The organism is Sphingomonas sp. BL-S-28, assembly GCF_055521515.1.
This window is the reverse complement of the sequence record NZ_CM145484.1, coordinates 3,471,790-3,488,985: the sequence shown is the minus strand read 5'-3', so window position 1 is coordinate 3,488,985 and position 17,196 is coordinate 3,471,790. Positions and strand designations below refer to the sequence as shown.

Sequence of the window (17,196 nt, the reverse complement as noted above, 5' to 3'; positions counted from 1 at the left end):
AGCGGCTGCGGAAAGGTATGGATATGGAAGAGCCCCAGACGCTGGAAGCACTGCGCCGCCAGCTTGCCCCCGCGATTGCGGAGGCGGCGGCGTTCGACGGGTGGAGCCCCAAGGCCGTGGCCGAAGCCGCGCGCCTTGCCGGCGTGGATCCGGAGCTTGCCAGCTATGCCTTCCGCGCCGATTCCGCGCACAGCGCCCAGATGGCGATGATCGAGGCGTGGATCGCCCATGTCGATGCCGAAATGGCGCGCACCACGCCGGCATCCTCGCTGGCCGGCCTGCCGATCCGCGAACGGATTCGCCGCCTTGTCATGGCCCGATTGGACGCTGTGGCCGGGCGCGAGGAAGCACTGAGCCGTGCGCTGGCCGTGATGGCGATGCCGCGCAATGTGCTGGCCGCCACCCGGCTGGGCTGGCGCAGCGCCGATGCCATGTGGCGCCTGGCCGGCGATACCGCGACCGATTACAACCACTATACCAAGCGTGCCACTCTGGGGGCGATCTACGCCGCCACGCTGAAGGTCTTCGCGGCCGATACCAGCGAGGATGCCACCGGCCCCAAGGCGGAGACTCGCGCCTTCCTCGATCGCCGGATCGAAGGGATCATGCGGTTCGAAAAGACCAAGGCGCAGCTGTTCCGCCCGCGGGATGAGCGGATCAGCCTTGTTCGCCTGATGGGCCGCCTGCGCTATCCGGCACGATAAGCCGCTGCCTGCGGCTTTGCACGGTAAACGCCTTCGTTATCTTACGGGAATCGCCGGGCTATTGCGAACCAGTTGCAATCGATGGTCATATCTGGCAGCGCAGCCCTCATGACTCTCGACAAGCTCCCTATCGGCCAGTCTGCGCGCATTGTTTCCGTGGACTGGAATGCCCTCGTGGAAGAAGAAGCGCGCCGGTTGCGCGCGCTCGGCCTTGAGGAAGGGGCGCGAGTCTCGGTCGCGCATCGCGGCGTCTTCGTGGGACGCGATCCTATCGCCATCGCCATAGGCCGCATGACCGTGGCCGTGCGCCGCGCCCATGCCGCCGCGATGACGGTCGAAGTGATCGAGAACGGCGGGGTGAAGGGCGAGTCGGCCGAGAAGGGCGCAGAAAAGCCCGCGAATCCGGGGATCGCCGCATGAGCCGTCAGCGTAAGGTCGCCCTCGTCGGCAATCCCAATGCGGGCAAGAGCGCGCTGTTCAACGCGCTGACCGGCGCGCGCCAGAAGATCGCGAACTATCCGGGCGTCACCGTGGAGCGCAAGTCGGGCCGCATGGTGCTGCCGACCGGCGAGCCGGTGGAGATGACCGACCTTCCGGGCGCCTACAGCCTTGATGCCACCAGCCCGGACGAGGAAGTGACTTCCAAGGTCATCGCCGGCCACTTTACCGGAGAGGCCGCGCCGGACGTTCTGGTGGTGGTGCTGGATGCTTCCAACCTCGAACAGCACTTGGTCTTCGCGCAGGAAGTGCTGGCGCTGGGCAAGCCCACCGTCGTCGCGCTCAACATGGTCGATCTTGCCGAGCGGGACGGGCTGGTGCTCGATCCCGCGGTGCTGGAGGAAGAACTGGGCGTGCGGGTGATCTCCACTGTCGCCGTGCGCCGGCGCGGGCTTGTCGAGCTGGCCGAAGCCATCGCCTCTGCCGAAACCCGTCATCCGGGGCCGGGGCTGACCGCACTGGGGCCGACCGAGCGCCGCGTCGCCGCCCATGCCATGGCCGATGCGGCGATCCTGTCCGAATCGAAGCGACACCGCCTGCATGCGCGGCTGGACAAGGTGCTGCTGCACCCCTGGCTCGGCTTCCTGATCATGATGGGCGTGTTCTTCGTGATGTTCCAGGCGGTCTTCGCCTGGGCGGCGCCTTTCGCCGATGCGCTGGATGCCAGCGCCGGGTACCTGCACGATACCGTGAAGGGGGCGATGGCGCCCAGCCTGCTGCGCGGTCTGCTGACTGACGGTGTGATCTCCGGCGTCGGCGCGGTGATCGTGTTCCTGCCGCAGATCGTCATCCTCTTCGCCTTCATCCTGGCGCTGGAAGCCTCCGGCTACATGGCCCGCGCGGCCTTCCTGATGGACCGGCTGATGTCGTTCGTCGGGCTTTCCGGCCGCAGCTTCATCCCGCTGCTCTCCAGCTTCGCCTGCGCTATTCCCGGCATCATGGCGACGCGTTCGATCACCGATCCCAAGGACCGGCTGACCACGATCCTGATCGCGCCGATGATGACTTGTTCGGCCCGCCTGCCGGTCTATGCCGTGATCATCGGCGCCTTCATCCCCAACAACGACATCGGCTGGGGCGTGCATCTGCAGGGCCTCGTGCTCTTCGCGCTCTATGTCGCGGGCATCGTCGGCGCCATGGTCGTGGCGCTGGTGCTGCGCCATTCGGTGACCAAGGGCGCGGCTTCGGGCTTCATCATGGAGCTGCCGAAGTACCAGTTGCCCCGGCTGAAGGACATGGCGATCGGCCTGTGGCAGCGCGCGTGGATCTTCCTGCGCCGCGCCGGCACGATCATTTTCACCGTCACCGTGGTACTGTGGGTCCTGCTGAACTTCCCGCAGGCCAAGCCGGGCGAGAGCCAGGTCGATGCCTCGATCGCCGGCAAGATCGCCAACGGTCTGGCCGTGGTGGTGGAACCGATCGGCTTCAACCGCGACATGGCGCTGGCGCTCATCCCGGCCATGGCCGCGCGCGAAGTGGCCGTCTCCTCGCTGGCGACGACTTATGCGGTGGACGCCGGCGATGATGAGGATCGGCAGTCCGTCGAACTGGGTGACCGTCTGAAGGGCCGCTGGACCCTGCCGATGGCGCTGGCCTTCCTGGCATGGTTCGTCTTTGCGCCGCAGTGCATGTCCACCATCGCCGTGACCCGGCGCGAGACCAACGGCTGGAAGTGGCCGATCTTCATGCTCGCCTACCTGTTCGGTCTTGCCTACATCGCGGCCGGCGTGACCTACTGGATCGCGGTGAGCGCGGGGCTGTAGCCAAGCCCTTCGACAAGCTCAGGATGAGCGGGGCTTGTTCAGTACTATCCTCTTCCGCTCACGCTGAGCCTGTCGAAGCACGAGCAGCAAGCCGGGTTTTGGAGAACCAGTTTCACGCGGAGGCGCGGAGACGCGGAGGGATGTCGCGTCCTCGGCGAAGCCGCTTTCCAGTTGAAAGTCTTGCGCACCGGGCCATCTCGGAATTGGGATCGCGGCTTTGCCGCAAGCGCTACCTCCCTCCGCGTCTCCGCGCCTCCGCGTGAAACCAATCCCTCTGTGAAAAACGGGTGTCAGCAGACTCGCATCGCCGGCCCCCATTCGCTACCCCATCGCCAAGATTCAGAAGAAAGCGATTCCATCATGGCAGGCAGTGTCAACAAGGTCATTCTGATCGGCAACCTGGGTGCCGATCCCGAGGTGAAGTCGTTCCAGAACGGCGGCCGCATCGCAAACCTGCGCATCGCGACCTCGGAAAACTGGAAGGACCGCGCCACGGGCGAGCGCAAGGAACGCACCGAGTGGCACTCGGTCGTGATCCAGAGCGAAGGTCTGGTCGGCGTGGTCGAACGGTTCCTGCGCAAGGGTTCGAAGATCTACATCGAAGGCCAGCTGCGCACCCGCAAGTGGCAGGACCAGAACGGTAACGACCGCTACACCACCGAAGTCTCGGTGGGCGGCGTTGGCGGCGTGCTGACGATGCTCGACGGCGCGCAGGGCGGCGGTGGCGGCGGCGCCCGTGGCGGTTCCGGCGGTGGCTGGAACGAAGGTGGTTCCTCGGGTGGCGGCGGCTTCAGCGGTGGCGGCCGTTCGGGCGGTGGCGCGTCGGGCGGCGGCGACTGGGGCCGTTCGGGCGGATCGTCGGGTGGTTCGTCCTCGGGCGGCGGCGACGAATGGGGCCGCACGCCCTCGTCCTCGGGCGGCGGCTTCGGCGACGATCTGGACGACGATATCCCGTTCTGATCGGCCGGTTCGAACAATACCGAAAGCACGAAGGCAGCGGAAACGCTGCCTTTTTGCTGCCCGGTTTTCAGGCTGACGTTCAGATGGACCGCAATCCCGCAAGCAGGCGGTCGGTCTCGTCCAGGCTGGCGTGGATTTCGGCGTCGTCGCGCCCGATCAGCGCCCGGCGCTGGCCGCCAACGAAGCTGGAATAGATCGCCATGTCCAGCGGCGAGACCGTCACGCCGCCCAGCAGCGCGGCAAGCTGCAACCCGCTGGTGCGGCCGCGCAGATAGCGTAGCTGCGGGCCGAACTCGGCCAGGGCCGGATCGCGTGCAACCGCCAGCATCAGCTCCTCGATGGCGACCAGCGTTCTGGGCTGCGAGGGGAAGTCCTGCCAGGCTCGGATTGCGTCCTCCCGGTCCAGCGTTGCCTTCACCGTTTCATGGAAGCGGCCGGTGATGTTGCGATAGATCGTTTCGAACGCCACTTGCGCCAGATCGGCGCTGGTGCGGAAGTTGTAGGAGACGACGCCTAGCGTCACATCCGCTCGCGTGGAGACGGCGCGGTGGGTGAGGGCGGCAACGCCCCCTTCCTCCACCACGCTGGCGGCGGCCTGCGCGATCGTATCGGCCACGTTGTTGCGGCTCTGGCGCGGCGGTTCGCCTTCCTGCGCAGCCTGACGGGCAAGTCCGCGCCACGCGCCTTCGTTGGCCAGGCCGCCGCTCAGCCACTGGCCCCAGCCACGGCAGAGTTCTTCCAGCGCCGCGCGGTCGATCGTGCGGTGCCAGCGGATCAGGTGAAGCTGCATCGCACCTTCGAAGAAGTGACCGGTCACACGGCCGAAATCGCCAAGCCCGGCACGCGCGCAGACCTCCTGCCAAAACCCGGCCCATAGATCGCGCCATGCGTTCAGCGCCGGCACATAGGTGTCGTCGCGCAGAGCCAGTAAGTGGCACTGCGACCATGCGAAAGCCAAGGTGCGCGCCTCGGTCGCCCAGTCGTCGATGAGCACGGAGAGCACGGTGGCTAGCGAATCGGCCCCGCCGTGCTCCGGCCAGCGCGCCAGATCGCCCAGACGTTCGGCGCACCATGCCTGCGCTTCTGCATGCGCATGGCCCTGGGCAGAGTGGAACAAGTGTTCCATGGATCCAAAGTGATGATAGATGCTGGATGTCGGCACGCCGGTCATGCGGCTGAGCAGGCGGGCCGAAATCGCCGCATGACCTTGCGTCGCCCAAAGCTCAAGAACAGTCGCCATCAGGCGTTTTTGAGTAGGAAAGTCCTGAAATTCTGCATCCATCACGCAAAATGGCCCGTTGTTGCATCCCCGCCATGCCACATCCGGCATAATGCGCCTTATCATGCCATGTGCGACGAAGTTATGACAATTGCAGCTCAGTAACTGTCTTTGAACTTCCATACAAACGTAACAAGCGTGCCATACAAGCGTTTTAGTCGGCGCCCCGAAGACATCACAGGGGTTGCCCATGTTCGTTCGTATCGCCGATTCCGTCCGTACCGCCGCGCTGACCGGCACCGCGCTTTTGGCGCTTACCGTGGCGGGCGTTGCGCACGCCGCCGAACCTTCCGTTGCTGAGGCCGCCGCTGAACCTGCTGCCGATCCGGCCGGCGATGGCGGCTCGGGCCTGACCGACATCGTCGTGACCGCGCAGAAGCGCGAGACCAACCTGCAGTCCACGCCGATCTCGATCTCGGTCGTCGGCGCTCAGGACCTTGCCAACCGCCACGTCGTCAGCCTGGAATCGCTGGGCGACGGTTCGATCCCCTCGCTGCGCATCGCGCCGATGTTCTCGCGCAGTTCGGCCCTGACCGTGGGCATGCGCGGCATCGGCACGCTGGGCGATGCCAACCAGCCGGCACGCGATCAGGGCGTAGGCGTCTATATCGACGGCGTATTCATGGGCCGTGCGCAGGGCCTCGGCTCCGCGCTCTATGATGTCGAGCGCATCGAAGTGCTGAAGGGCCCGCAGGGCACGCTGTTCGGCCGCAACACCGAAGGCGGCGCGATCAGCATCGTCACCAAGAAGCCCAGCGGCGAATTCGGCGGCAGCGCCAGCGTCGGCCTTGGCAACTACGGTTCGCGTGAAGCCAGCCTGCACCTTGACCTGCCCAGCTTCGCCAACATCTCGGTCAAGCTGGACGGCCTGATCACCACGCGCGACGGCACCGTGGACAACCCGCTGGCCGGCCAGCACGACTTCAACGCCTACAACAAGAAGGGCTTCCACGCCGGGGTGCTGTGGCAGCCGAGCAGCAACTTCAGCGCACTCTACTCGTTCGACATCTCGCGCGACGAGAGCACGCCCTACTACCTCCAGCTGCTGACCAAGACCACCGGCCCACTGCTGCAGATGCAGGACGATCGCGCCAAGACGGCCAATATCGGCGTGCCGCAGCCCTGGGCCGTGGGCAAGACGCACGGCCACCTGCTGACGCTGGACTGGAATGTCTCGCCCGAACTGGAAGTGAAGTCGATCACGTCGTACCGCCAGCTGAGCCAGACCCAGAACGACAACGGCTCCAGCAATCTGGGCGTGTTCATTCCGGGCTACAGCAACAACACCGAGTTCAGCCGCTTCAGCCTCGCCGACACGTGGCAGAAGCAGTACAGCCAGGAAGTCCAGCTGATCGGCACGATGAAGCAGGTGAACTTCGTGGTCGGCGGCTTCTATTATCATGAGAAGGTGAACGACAACGCCTGGACGCCCTACACCAACAAGTGGAACGCGGACGGTACCAGCTACACCATTCTTGCCACACCTCATTCGACGATTCCGTTCCCGGACCGCGCCAGCCACGCCAAGACCGAGAGCATCGGCGTGTTCGGCCAGGCCACCTGGACGCCGGAGATGCTGAACGAGATCGTCCACCTCACCGCCGGTGGCCGCTTCACGCATGACGCCAAGACCGGCGGGTTGGACAAGGTGAACGGCGTCTCCACCGATTACACGCTCGATGCCTCGTGGAACCGGTTCGATCCGATGGTGAACCTTGCGGTCGACGTGACGCACGACGTCCACGTCTATGGCAAATGGAGCACCGGCTACAAGGCAGGCGGCGCCAACAGCCGTTCGCTCACCTACCGCAAGTTCGATCCGGAATCGGTCTCGACCTTCGAAATCGGCGCGAAGACCGAATTCTTCGACAACCATGCCCGCTTCAACGTGGCGGCCTACACCTCCGCCTACAAGGACATGCAGATCGACTTCATCGCGCCGGTCCTGAACACCACGCGCACCACGCTGGAAACCACGAACGCGGAAGGCAACGGCCGCATCAAGGGCATCGAGGCGGACCTGACCGTCACCCCGCTGCAGGGCCTGACGCTGACCGGATCCTACGCCTATACCGACGTTCACCTGCCGCCCGCGCCGAACCCGTTCCAGAACAATGCGCTGGTGCAGGTCTACACGGTCTACACCCCCGGCCATGCCGCCAGCGGTGCGATCGATTACGAACTGCCGGTGGCCGATGCCATGCTGCGCTTCCACATCGACGGGAACTACGCCGGCAGCCAGTATTCGATGGCCAGCGATCCGACCAAGACCGGTTCGTCCTTCATCGTCAACGGCCGCATCGCGCTGGCCGATATCGCCATGCCCGCCACCGGCGCCAAGCTGGAACTCTCCGTCTGGGCCCGCAACCTGTTCAACGAAGCCTACACCTTCGTGAAGGCGAATGGCGGATCGTCGCTGGGTTACTACGGCATCTTCAACGATCCGCGCACCTTCGGCGGCTCGGCCACCGTCAAGTTCTGATCGGCCCGGATAAAGGATAAAAACATGAAGTTCCGTCAGATCGCCATGCTCGGCGGCGTCGTCGTCGCGCTGTCCACCCCCGCCTTCTTCGCCGCGCAAGCGGCGAACGAGGCGCCGGTCACCAATGCCGCCGCCGCGCCCGCGCACCAGCGCCTGCTGCCGCTGGAAGGCGGCCGCAACTTCCGTGACCTTGGCGGCTATCGCACCGCTGACGGCCACACGACGAAGTGGGGCATGCTGTTCCGCTCGGGCTCGATGGTGGACCTTACCGCCGGCGACCTGGCCTACCTGAACAAGCTCGGCCTCAAGACCGTGTGCGACTATCGCGACAAGAACGAGCGCAAGGCGGAGCCGATGCCTTGGGCCGCCGGCACCGGCCCGACGGTATTTGCCGACGATTACGACGGCATGGCGATCGGCCTGATGCCGAAGGATCTGGCCAAGATCACCCCGGAACAGGCGACCACGATGATGGCCACCAGCTATCCGATGATGCTCAAGACTTTCGCGCCGCAGTTCAAGCGCATGTTCGCGCAGCTGCTGGCCGGTAATGCGCCGCTCGCCTTCAACTGCTCGGCCGGCAAGGACCGCACCGGCGTTTCCTCCGCCCTGCTACTCACCGCGCTGGGCGTACCGCGAGAGACGATTATCCAGGACTACCTACTCACCAACACGTACCTGCCGGCCGCGATGGCCAAGGCGAAGACCAGCCCGAACGCCGCCACCGGGCAGGCCTTCCTGTCGCTGCCGCCGGCCGTGCAGGGCGCCTTCATGCGGGCCGATCGCAGTTACATCGAGGCGGCGCTGAACAAGCTGGACGCCTATCCGGGCGGTGCGATGGGCTACTTCAAGACCGAAATGGGCATGGATCAGGCCCAGATCGCAAAGCTGCGCGCAATGTACCTCGACTGAGGGGAGTATTTCCGGGCGGGGGTCGCATAGGGGCAGCGACGCAAATTACCCTGCGGCAGCCCGTCCGGGATCAAGCCACCAGAACGATATGATCGCCCCGGCGCCTCGTCGCCCGGTATGCCGCCTGCCCTCGCCCGGTTAGGGTTTCGCTGAACCGGGAAGGAGAGGCAGGCAGTGGGCGAATTGGGCTTCGGCTATCTTTACGACATGCGCAATCCGGCGCCTTGGCGGCAGTCGCCCGAGGCGCTGCAGGCCGAAGTGCTGGATGTGATTGCCGAGACCGAGGCCTTGGGCTTCGATGGCGCCTGGGTGCCGGAACACCATCTGGCGGAGGACGGCTACATGACCTCGCCCATGGTCATGCTGGCGGCGATCGCCGCGCGGACGAAGCGCATGGCGATCGGGTCGGGCATCGCGCTGGCGCCGCTCTATGAGCCGCTGCGCTTTGCGGAGGATTGCGCGGTGCTGGATGCGCTGTCCGGCGGGCGGCTGCGGATGGGGCTCGCCATTGGCTATCGTGCGCGGGAATATGCGGCGCACGGGCTGGATTTCCGCAAGCGCGGCGCGCGCTTCGACGAGTTTCTGGACCTCGTGCGGCGGCTCTGGGCGGGCGAGACGGTCGATTTCGCGGGCGATCATTTCCGGCTGGAAGGTGCGCGGGTTTCGGCATTGTCGAGCCGGGGGCAGGTGCCGCTCTATATCGGCGGTTTCGCGCCCAAGGCGATGGAGCGGGTGGCGCGGTATGGTGATGGCTACTTCGGGAATACGGAGGTCTGGCCGCTCTACCGGCAAAAGCTGGAGGAACAGGGCAAGGATCCGGCGGCGGCGAAAGTCTGGATTCAGGAACTGATGTTGGTGGTCGCGCATGACAAGGCGGCGGCGATGGAGGAACTGGCGCCGCATTTCCTGCATGTCAGCAATTCCTATGCCGCGTGGATGGCGGAGGACAGCGCGATCGGCATCGACGATCCGGTGATGAAGGCGATGGACCTCGATGCCTTCAAGGCCAGCGGGGCGCTGCGCATTCTCACTCCGGACGAGGCGATCGACCATTTCCGGCGGCTGCGGGACAAGGCCCCGATAGAGCATGTGACGATGATGAAGCCGCCCGGGCTTCCGGCCGAGCGTTTCCTTGCCTATGCCAAGGTTTTCGCGGACGAAGTCATTCCCGCGTTTCGGTAGGGCAGGGCCAGAGCTTGGAGCAGGGTGCGCAGATCAGTGAACGGCGGGCGGCCTCGCCGCAGTCGGTAACGCGGGTGATCCGGCTGCTGGAGGTGCTGTGCGCCAGCAGCGAGCCGGTTTCGCTGGCGGATCTCAGTCGCCGCCTTGCCACGCCGAAGAGCAGCCTTGCGGCATTGCTGCGCGGGCTGGCGGACGAGGGCTTCGTGATCGGCACGGACGGTGCGTGGCGGCTCGGCCCCGGTGCCTTCGGGCTGGGCAGCGCGCTGACCGAGGCGCGGCGGCGGCTCCAGAGTTCGGACCTGATCCGCGACGGCATGCGCCGCCTCAGCGCAGCCAGCGGCGAGACGGTGTTGCTGGGCGTGGGTGACACGCAGGGCGAGAGCATGACCTACGTCGATCTGGTGGAGAGCGCGCATGTGGTGCGCTATCTGGTCTCGATCGGTGACCGTCGGCCGTTCTACGCCACGGCAGGCGGCAGGGCGCTGCTGGCGACATGCTCGGCCGAGGCGGTGGACAGCTATCTGAAGCGCCTCAACGCCCAGCGCCTTGCGCCGACCACGCTGATCGACCGGGCAGGGCTGCGAGCAGAGATCGAGGCTGTGCGCGAGCAGGGCTATGCGCAGACCGTCGATCAGGCGGCCGAGGGCGTGACCGGCACGGCGGCGGTGATCCGCGATGCGGCGGGGCAAGTCGTCGGCGCGCTGGTGATCGCGGCGCCGACTGCCCGGGCTCGGGATCGGCTGGCGGAACTGGCGGAGCTGGTGGTGGCGGAAGCGGCACTGATTTCGCGCAGTCTGGGGTTCCGATAACGGACTATCCTCCCCTGCAAGGGGAGGTGGCGGCCCGCAGGGCTGACGGAGGGGGCTGGCGTCCTCAAGCAATCTCGCGGCAGGCCGAGACTCCCCTCCCCGTGCCGGGGAGGACAGGCCTTACGCCGCGCTGAGTAGCCCGCGATCGCCTTCCAGAGCGGCGGTCAATGCCGCGAGGAACTGGTCGGTCGCCCGTTCCCACGAGAACAGCGCGCCAAGCGCAGCCGCATCCGCGCGTTCGATGCAGAGGGCGGTGCGGATCGCCACGGCCAGATCGTCGTCCACCGCCCCCGCCGGATGCCGCAGGCGATCTTCCACCCCGCATCCGTCGCGGCCCAGAATGTCGACTGGGCCGGTGACCGGGAATGCCGCTACCGGCGTGCCGCAGGCCAGCGCCTCGATTACGACGAGGCCGAACGTATCGGTGAGGCTGGGGAACACGAAGCAATCCGCCGCGCGGTAGGCGCTGGCCAGTTCCTCGCCGCCCAGCGCGCCGAGGAACTGCACTTGCGGATAGCGTCGCTTCAGCGTTTCCAAGGCCGGGCCGTCCCCCACCACCACCTTGCTGCCGGGCACATCGGCATCGAGGAACGCCTCAAGGTTCTTTTCGGGCGCGACGCGGCCGACGTTCAGCAGCACCGGGCCCGGCAGCGCCGCCATCGCCGGATGGCGCGGGCCTTCGGGACGGAACAGGCCATGATCGATCCCCCGGCTCCAGCGCCGCGTATGGCCGATGCCGCGCCCGGCCAGTTCCGCGGAAAGGCTGGCGGTGGACACCAGCACGGCCTGGCTGGGCGCGTGGAAGCGCTGCATGATCGGCCAGAAGCGTTCGGCGCTGATCCCGGTGCGCACCGAGGCATATTCGGGAAAGCGCGTGTGGAAGGCGGACGTGAACGGCACCCCGCGGGCCAGACACCAGCCGCGCGCGGCCCAGCCGATCGGCCCTTCGGTGGCGATGTGGACGATCTCCGGCCGGGTCCGGTCGAGCATCCGGCGCACCCCGAAACGGGGGGCCATGGCGAGGCGGATCGAGGCATAGCCGGGCATCGGCACGGTCAGGAACTGGTCCGGCGTCAGCGTATCCACCTGATGGCCGCGCCGGGTCAGTTCCTCCAACGTGGCCGAGAGCGAACGGACGACGCCATTGACTTGGGGAAGCCAGGCGTCGGTCGCCAGGGTAAGCTTCACTCGGCGGCCTCTGCCATGGCGGCCGCCGTATCCGCGCCGACGGTGTGGCCGCCGGTCTCGGCGATCCAGTCGATGATGGTGATGTCGCCCGCCGCGTCTTCCACCAGTGCGGTGCAGCTTTCCACCCAGTCGCCGTCGTTATAGTAGGTGATGCCGCCGAACTGGCGGATTTCCGCGCAGTGGATGTGGCCGCAGACCACGCCGTCGAACCCGCGCGAGATCGCCTCGTTCGCTACGGCTTCCTCGTAGCTGCAGACGTACTGGACGGCGTTCTTGACCTTCTTCTTCATGTAGGCCGAGAGCGACCAGTACGGCATCTTCAGCTTGCGCCGCACCGCGTTGAACACGATGTTTGCCCGCAGCAGCGCGCCGTAGGCCTTGTCGCCCAGGAAGGCGAGCCACTTGGCATAGAGCACCACGCCGTCGAAGGCGTCGCCATGCGTTACCAGCAGGCGGCGGCCGTCCTTCGTCTCGTGCACCGCTTCCAGCACCAGTTCCACGCCGCCGAAGGTGAGCCCGGCGTAATCGCGCAGCATCTCGTCATGATTGCCGGCGACGAAGACCACGCGGGTGCCGCGATGCGCCATCTTCAGGATGCGGCGGATCACTTCGTTGTGCGCATCCGGCCAGTACCAGCCCTTGGAAAGCCGCCAGCCGTCGACGATGTCGCCCACCAGATAGAGCGTCTTGCACTCTATGGAGCGCAGGAAATCGACCAGCATTTCGGCATTGCAGCCGCGCGTGCCGAGGTGGACGTCCGAGATCCACACGGTTTCGTATTTGCGTTTGGGGCGAAAGCCCTTGGGATCGGGCAAGTCCAGCCATGCCGGAATATTGCCGCCGATATCGCTGCCAGTCGCGCGTTCGAGAAGAGCCTGCATGTCGTTCCGCATCGGTCCGAACCCCCGTTTTGCTCCTGTCATATTTCGCATTGCCGCGTTGCGTGGCCGTGACGGTTGCGGGTCACTTCGATGACACTGCCAGCAGCGGGCCGGGCCGATTCCATCCGCGAGTCAATTTCTTGAACCAAAACCCCGCGATGTCATCGATATGTCACCTGTTCGTCACACTGGGGCGGCAAGTAGCCGCGCAGGTTATCAGGGTCAGGGGGCCATGCAGCGGATCGACATCTTCCTCACCAGCGAGCTTTCCGGAGGGATTGCCGCCTTCCGGCATGACGATTTCGACGTCGTGCTGCACCGCTGGAGCGACTTTGCCGAGCTTCCGCTGATCGAAGGCGCGCTCTGGATCTTCATCGACTGGGTGATGCCCGAAATGTCCGGCCTGGAACTGTGCCGCCGCCTGCGCGCCGACGCGCTGACGCAGAATGCGCATGTGACGATGGTGCTTGAGGAAGACAACCAGGAAGACCGCAAGCGCGCGCTGCGCATGGGCGCGGACGACTATATCGTCGGCCCGCTGACCCGCGCCGCGCTGCTGGACCGGGTGCTGGGCGCGAATATCGGCGAACAGGAAGCGACCGGGCTGCGTGTGCTGGCACAGGGCGAATTGACCGTGGACGTCGCCGCATTCCAGGCGCGCTGGCAGGGCAAGCCGATCTCGCTGATGCCCAACGAACTGCGCCTGCTGCGCTATTTCATCGAACATCCCGGCCGCGTGTTCACCCGCACGCAGCTGATCGCCGCGCTGGGCAAGCAGGAACCGGCGGTGGACGAACGCACGGTGGACGTGTGGATCGGCCGCCTGCGCCGCGCGCTGAAGGGCGTGGGCGCGGGCAATCCGCTGCGTACCGTGCGATCGCTGGGGTACGTTTTCGACACGGCGTAAGAGACCGTTTGAAAATTCGCAAAATGCGAATTTTGCGGCACCGGCTCTCTCCCGTTCCGAAGGCCACGAAAAGGTCCGGGGGACCTTTTCGCTGAGGGAGCCTACCACCCATCGGTAGTATCCTGCGGGTGGTAGGGTGGGGGAGAGGGCTGGTGCCGCCTCAAAAATGCCCCTGCGGGCATTTTTCAAACGGACTCCAAGCGCGGTAGCGCCGCCGATGTCCGTCGCGTGCGGCGCGGTTTTGCAGTATGGTCCGGTCCTCCTCACTGCCCTTTGGAGGTGAACATGCTTGACCGCGACGCTGCATTGCAAACGGTTCGGGAAGTCTACGCCGCCCGCGTGTCGGGTAACAAGGAAGACGTGGCACAGTATTGGGCGGAGGATGCCCGTTTCGAATTCGTGGGTGAGTCGGCTCTATTGCATTCCGTGGGTCTGGCTGCCGATTCCTGTATGGAAGGTATCGGCAAGTTGATGGATCGCTTTCAATTCAGCGATCTGGAACTTCTGGATGCCGTGGTCGAAGGTGACAAGATCGCCGCGCACTGGAAAGTGACGGTGGCCACCGAAGGCAAGAACCCGGTGAACACCCAGCTTTTCGACCTGATCACGCTGAACGATCAGGGCAAGATCCAGTCTTTCGTCCAGTTCGCCGACACGGCGCTGGTCAGGCAGGTGGCTGCCTGAATTTCAGCTGCTGGCGTCGACGCCGGCGCGCGAATCGAAGGCGGTCTGTTCGTCGCGGATGTCGAACGCGAACCACGCGTTTTCCCCGTGGTCGTAGACTTGCACCAGCTGGTCGGTGACTTTGGCGGTGTAGTGGTGCGATGAACCCCGGTCGTAACCGCGCGCTTCGGTACCAGCGATCTCCAGCGAGAAGGCGGCCTTGTCACCGGCGTCATAGAGATCGGGTAGGGTGCCGCCGAACTCCGCCTGACGGTTGCCGTCGAAGCCCTTCAACCGGTTCTCCCGCGATTCTGCCGCGATCAGCAGTTCCCGCATGGCGGAATGATCGAAGACGCCGGCGACTTTTTTGCCGGTGATGAAGGCATAGGCGGTGGCGGCGATCATTGCGCGAGTGTGGGCTTGCATCCACCTAACATGGTGCGGGGATTAGGGAAATCAAGCCGCGTTCGGCGAAGGTCTATGTGCCGGCGATGGCGTCCAGCTGCGCCTTGATCGGGGGCGGCAGGTCCAGCGTCGCCGCGGCAAGGTTTTCGGTCAGATGCGCGGTGCTCGATGTTCCTGGAATCAGCAGCAGGTTGGGCGATCGCGCCAGCAACCAGGCGAGGGCCACTTGCATGGGCGTGGCCCCGATACCGGCCGCGATGTCGGACAAGGCATCCGATTGGATCGGGCTGAAACCGCCCAGCGGGAAGAATGGAACGTAGGCGATGCCTTGCGTGGCCAGGGAATCGATCAGCGCATCGTCGTGCCGGTGGACCAGATTGTACTGGTTCTGCACGCAGGCGACCGGCGCGATGGCCTGTGCCTCCGCCACTTGCCTTGCCGTCACATTGCTGAGCCCGAGATGGCGGATCAGTCCTTGCTCGCGCAAACCGGCGAGAGCCGAGAATTGCGGTTCCAGCGAACCCTCGCTGGGGGCGTGAATGTCGCCCATCAGGCGCAAGTTGACCACTTCCAGACGGTCGAGACCCAGATTGCGCAAGTTGTCATGCACGGCGCGGGTCAGATCCTCGGCGCTCTGCGCGGGCAGCCAGGAGCCGTCCTCGCCGCGCACGGCACCCACTTTGGTGACGATGACGAGGTCGTCCGCATAGGGATGGAGCGCCTCGCGGATGATCTGGTTCGTCACGTGCGGGCCGTAGAAATCGCTGGTGTCGATATGATTGACCCCGGCTTCCACTGCGGCACGGAGCACGGCGAGGGCCGCCTCGCGGTCCCGGGGCGGGCCGAAGACGCCGGGGCCCGCAAGCTGCATCGCGCCATAGCCCATGCGATTGACGATACGGTCGGCAAGCTGGAACGTACCGGCTTGGGCTGGAGCGGTCATGGCAGGTCTCCTTGGCGGGCAAGCGGCCGCTATCGGCCTATCGGGGGGTGGCCTGTACGCCGATCTTTTCGGCGCGGGGTAATTTGAGCCTTAACGCTTCTTCTTCACCGCTGGTTTCGGCGCTGCCGGTGCGGGCGGGCACGACCACGCCTTGCGGGTTGCGGCGAAGACGAGGGAGGAGGCGGCATCGTTGCGGGTTTCCGGATTGTCGCGCAAGTAGCCGACCGTCACGTCCTTCAACTGGCTGATGGTCACGCCGGAAGGGATGCAGCTTTTGAGCTTGGCGGCTTCGCGTGTGGTGTTCAGAGCGTCGACCGCGCCGGTGATGTAGGCGATGCATTCGTAGGAGCGCTCAAGGTACTCCTTCTCGCCCTTCTGAACCGTGCAGATCTCATAGAGATCGTTGCCGGTGTAGAACCCCGCGTCGGCGGCGACGGGAAGGAGTGCCAAGGGCGCGGCAGCAGCGATGCAGGCCAGCTTTGCGGAATTCATGCGCGACTCTCTCTCCAGCCCGGGCGCAAACGCGCGCCGTAAATACTTGGGGCAAATGGGCGATGCGTCAATAACCGTGCCGAAGGCGGATGGCTGCGATTTCCTACCCGGTGCCGATGGAATAGATCTGGCGGGATGACAGGACGCTCCATCCCATTCGCTCAATCAGCCCGCAAGGTGACGCATTCGGTGCAAGGTGACACTCCGGCGCAAGTTGACACTCCGGCGCAAGGTGACGGTTTTTGCCCTGGACCGTGTCAACTGTGTCAACCGAAGTGTCACCTTGCGGTGGTTTTCAGCGTCAGCCCAGCCAGCCGGCGGTTTGGGCCAGCAGCCACAGGCCGATCACCAGGAACAGCAGCGCGGCCACGGTGCGCACCACGGTCAGCGGCACGCGCTTGATCAGCGCATCGCCCAGGAACACGGCCGGGACGTTGGCGATCATCATGCCGATGGTGGTGCCCGCCATGACCGGCAGCACGCTCTGGAAACGGGCGCCCAGCGCGATGGTGGCAAGCTGCGTCTTGTCGCCCATCTCCACCAGGAAGAAGGCGATGGCGGTGGCGAGGAAGGGGCCGAAGCGGCTGGGCTTGGGCGCATCGTCATCGTCGAACTTGTCAGGGATCAGCGTCCAGGCGGCCATGGCGATGAAGCTGAAGGCGATCAGGTAGCGGAACCACTGGCCGCTGAGGAAGGCGGAGGCCTGCTCGCCCACCAGCGCGGCCAGGAAGTGGTTGGCCAGCGTCGCCACGAAGATGCCGCCGACGATCGGCCAGGGGCGCTTGAAGCGGGTGGCAAGAACGATGGCGAGAAGCTGGGTCTTGTCGCCGATCTCGGCAAGGGCGACCACGGCAGTCGATGTAAGCAGGGCTTCCAAGGGATATTCTCCGGGCCGGGCGACAGACAAGACAATAGCGTGGCAGAACCCGCCCGGCCGGACGGAGCTGCAACGCCATTGGTCTCGCCCGAACGGTGCTCCGTCCTCCCGTGCGCCACGGCCTCTCGGCCAAGTATGTTGACGACGGATCCCGCAGGGGTTGCGGGCGGCTACTCCCCAGATGACGAGCGGCCCATACCTCAGGCCATCCGGCCCGGCAAACAAAAAGAGAGCCCGGCTGCGTGGTCGCG

At 65.5% G+C, this 17,196-nt stretch carries 17 protein-coding genes and 1 riboswitch; of the genes, 10 read left to right on the top strand and 7 right to left on the bottom strand.

Features of this window, described 5'->3' with window-relative positions:
• The first annotated feature begins 23 nt into the window (after positions 1–23).
• The 4 genes from ACZ1JC_RS24980 to ssb all read left to right on the top strand — a co-directional run bounded on the left by ACZ1JC_RS24980 (position 24) and on the right by ssb (position 3,925).
• Positions 24–704, top strand: coding sequence for a COQ9 family protein (locus tag ACZ1JC_RS24980; protein ID WP_465137600.1), 681 nt, complete (start codon positions 24–26; stop codon positions 702–704).
• Between the two features lie 108 nt (positions 705–812).
• Positions 813–1,124 carry a FeoA family protein gene (locus ACZ1JC_RS24975; RefSeq protein WP_465137601.1) on the top strand — a complete coding sequence of 104 codons (312 nt, stop codon included), beginning with the start codon at positions 813–815 and terminating at the stop codon, positions 1,122–1,124.
• Complete coding sequence (feoB, locus tag ACZ1JC_RS24970; protein ID WP_465137602.1) at positions 1,121–2,965, top strand: ferrous iron transporter B; 1,845 nt, start codon at positions 1,121–1,123, stop codon at positions 2,963–2,965. The genes ACZ1JC_RS24975 and feoB overlap by 4 nt, the downstream gene beginning before the upstream one ends.
• Positions 2,966–3,325: 360 nt before the next feature.
• Positions 3,326–3,925 (top strand): single-stranded DNA-binding protein, encoded by a 600-nt coding sequence (gene ssb / locus ACZ1JC_RS24965; RefSeq protein ID WP_465137603.1) that lies wholly within the window; start codon positions 3,326–3,328, stop codon positions 3,923–3,925.
• A gap of 79 nt (positions 3,926–4,004) precedes the next feature.
• Here the strand turns inward: ssb and ACZ1JC_RS24960 are convergent, their stop codons facing one another.
• Positions 4,005–5,165 carry a TetR/AcrR family transcriptional regulator gene (locus ACZ1JC_RS24960; protein WP_465137604.1) on the bottom strand — a complete coding sequence of 387 codons (1,161 nt, stop codon included), beginning with the start codon at positions 5,163–5,165 and terminating at the stop codon, positions 4,005–4,007.
• 229 nt (positions 5,166–5,394) lie between these two features.
• Between ACZ1JC_RS24960 and ACZ1JC_RS24955 the strand changes: the two genes are divergently transcribed.
• The 4 genes from ACZ1JC_RS24955 to ACZ1JC_RS24940 all read left to right on the top strand — a co-directional run bounded on the left by ACZ1JC_RS24955 (position 5,395) and on the right by ACZ1JC_RS24940 (position 10,589).
• Positions 5,395–7,686, top strand: coding sequence for a TonB-dependent receptor (locus tag ACZ1JC_RS24955; protein WP_465137605.1), 2,292 nt, complete (start codon positions 5,395–5,397; stop codon positions 7,684–7,686).
• A 24-nt stretch (positions 7,687–7,710) separates the two neighbouring features.
• Positions 7,711–8,598 (top strand): tyrosine-protein phosphatase, encoded by an 888-nt coding sequence (locus ACZ1JC_RS24950; RefSeq protein WP_465137606.1) that lies wholly within the window; start codon positions 7,711–7,713, stop codon positions 8,596–8,598.
• A gap of 174 nt (positions 8,599–8,772) precedes the next feature.
• Positions 8,773–9,780 carry an LLM class flavin-dependent oxidoreductase gene (locus ACZ1JC_RS24945; protein ID WP_465137607.1) on the top strand — a complete coding sequence of 336 codons (1,008 nt, stop codon included), beginning with the start codon at positions 8,773–8,775 and terminating at the stop codon, positions 9,778–9,780.
• A gap of 14 nt (positions 9,781–9,794) precedes the next feature.
• Positions 9,795–10,589 (top strand): IclR family transcriptional regulator, encoded by a 795-nt coding sequence (locus ACZ1JC_RS24940; RefSeq protein ID WP_465137608.1) that lies wholly within the window; start codon positions 9,795–9,797, stop codon positions 10,587–10,589.
• Between the two features lie 120 nt (positions 10,590–10,709).
• Here the strand turns inward: ACZ1JC_RS24940 and ACZ1JC_RS24935 are convergent, their stop codons facing one another.
• Both ACZ1JC_RS24935 and ACZ1JC_RS24930 read right to left on the bottom strand, forming a co-directional pair.
• Positions 10,710–11,777, bottom strand: a complete 1,068-nt coding sequence (locus ACZ1JC_RS24935; RefSeq protein ID WP_465137609.1) for a glycosyltransferase family 4 protein — start codon at positions 11,775–11,777, stop codon at positions 10,710–10,712.
• Complete coding sequence (locus tag ACZ1JC_RS24930) at positions 11,774–12,670, bottom strand: UDP-2,3-diacylglucosamine diphosphatase (protein WP_465137610.1); 897 nt, start codon at positions 12,668–12,670, stop codon at positions 11,774–11,776. Before ACZ1JC_RS24930 ends, ACZ1JC_RS24935 begins: the two co-directional genes overlap by 4 nt.
• Positions 12,671–12,890: 220 nt before the next feature.
• Here ACZ1JC_RS24930 and ACZ1JC_RS24925 point away from each other — a divergent pair, with 220 nt between their 5' ends.
• Together ACZ1JC_RS24925 and ACZ1JC_RS24920 are read left to right on the top strand one after the other, a co-directional pair.
• A complete protein-coding gene (locus tag ACZ1JC_RS24925) occupies positions 12,891–13,565 on the top strand; it encodes a response regulator transcription factor (protein WP_465137611.1) in 675 nt (224 codons plus the stop codon).
• A gap of 285 nt (positions 13,566–13,850) precedes the next feature.
• Positions 13,851–14,249, top strand: a complete 399-nt coding sequence (locus ACZ1JC_RS24920; RefSeq protein WP_465137612.1) for a nuclear transport factor 2 family protein — start codon at positions 13,851–13,853, stop codon at positions 14,247–14,249.
• A gap of 3 nt (positions 14,250–14,252) precedes the next feature.
• Here ACZ1JC_RS24920 and ACZ1JC_RS24915 read toward each other — a convergent pair whose 3' ends face one another.
• The 4 genes from ACZ1JC_RS24915 to ACZ1JC_RS24900 form a co-directional block, all read right to left on the bottom strand.
• On the bottom strand, positions 14,253–14,654 hold the full coding sequence (locus tag ACZ1JC_RS24915) for a hypothetical protein (protein WP_465137613.1): 402 nt from the start codon (positions 14,652–14,654) through the stop codon (positions 14,253–14,255).
• A 52-nt stretch (positions 14,655–14,706) separates the two neighbouring features.
• On the bottom strand, positions 14,707–15,576 hold the full coding sequence (locus ACZ1JC_RS24910) for an aldo/keto reductase family oxidoreductase (RefSeq protein ID WP_465137614.1): 870 nt from the start codon (positions 15,574–15,576) through the stop codon (positions 14,707–14,709).
• Between the two features lie 90 nt (positions 15,577–15,666).
• A complete protein-coding gene (locus ACZ1JC_RS24905; RefSeq protein ID WP_465137615.1) occupies positions 15,667–16,068 on the bottom strand; it encodes a Rap1a/Tai family immunity protein in 402 nt (133 codons plus the stop codon).
• A 301-nt stretch (positions 16,069–16,369) separates the two neighbouring features.
• Positions 16,370–16,945 carry a TMEM165/GDT1 family protein gene (locus tag ACZ1JC_RS24900; protein WP_465137616.1) on the bottom strand — a complete coding sequence of 192 codons (576 nt, stop codon included), beginning with the start codon at positions 16,943–16,945 and terminating at the stop codon, positions 16,370–16,372.
• A gap of 59 nt (positions 16,946–17,004) precedes the next feature.
• A riboswitch (yybP-ykoY riboswitch) is annotated at positions 17,005–17,137 on the bottom strand.
• Positions 17,138–17,196 lie beyond the last annotated feature (59 nt).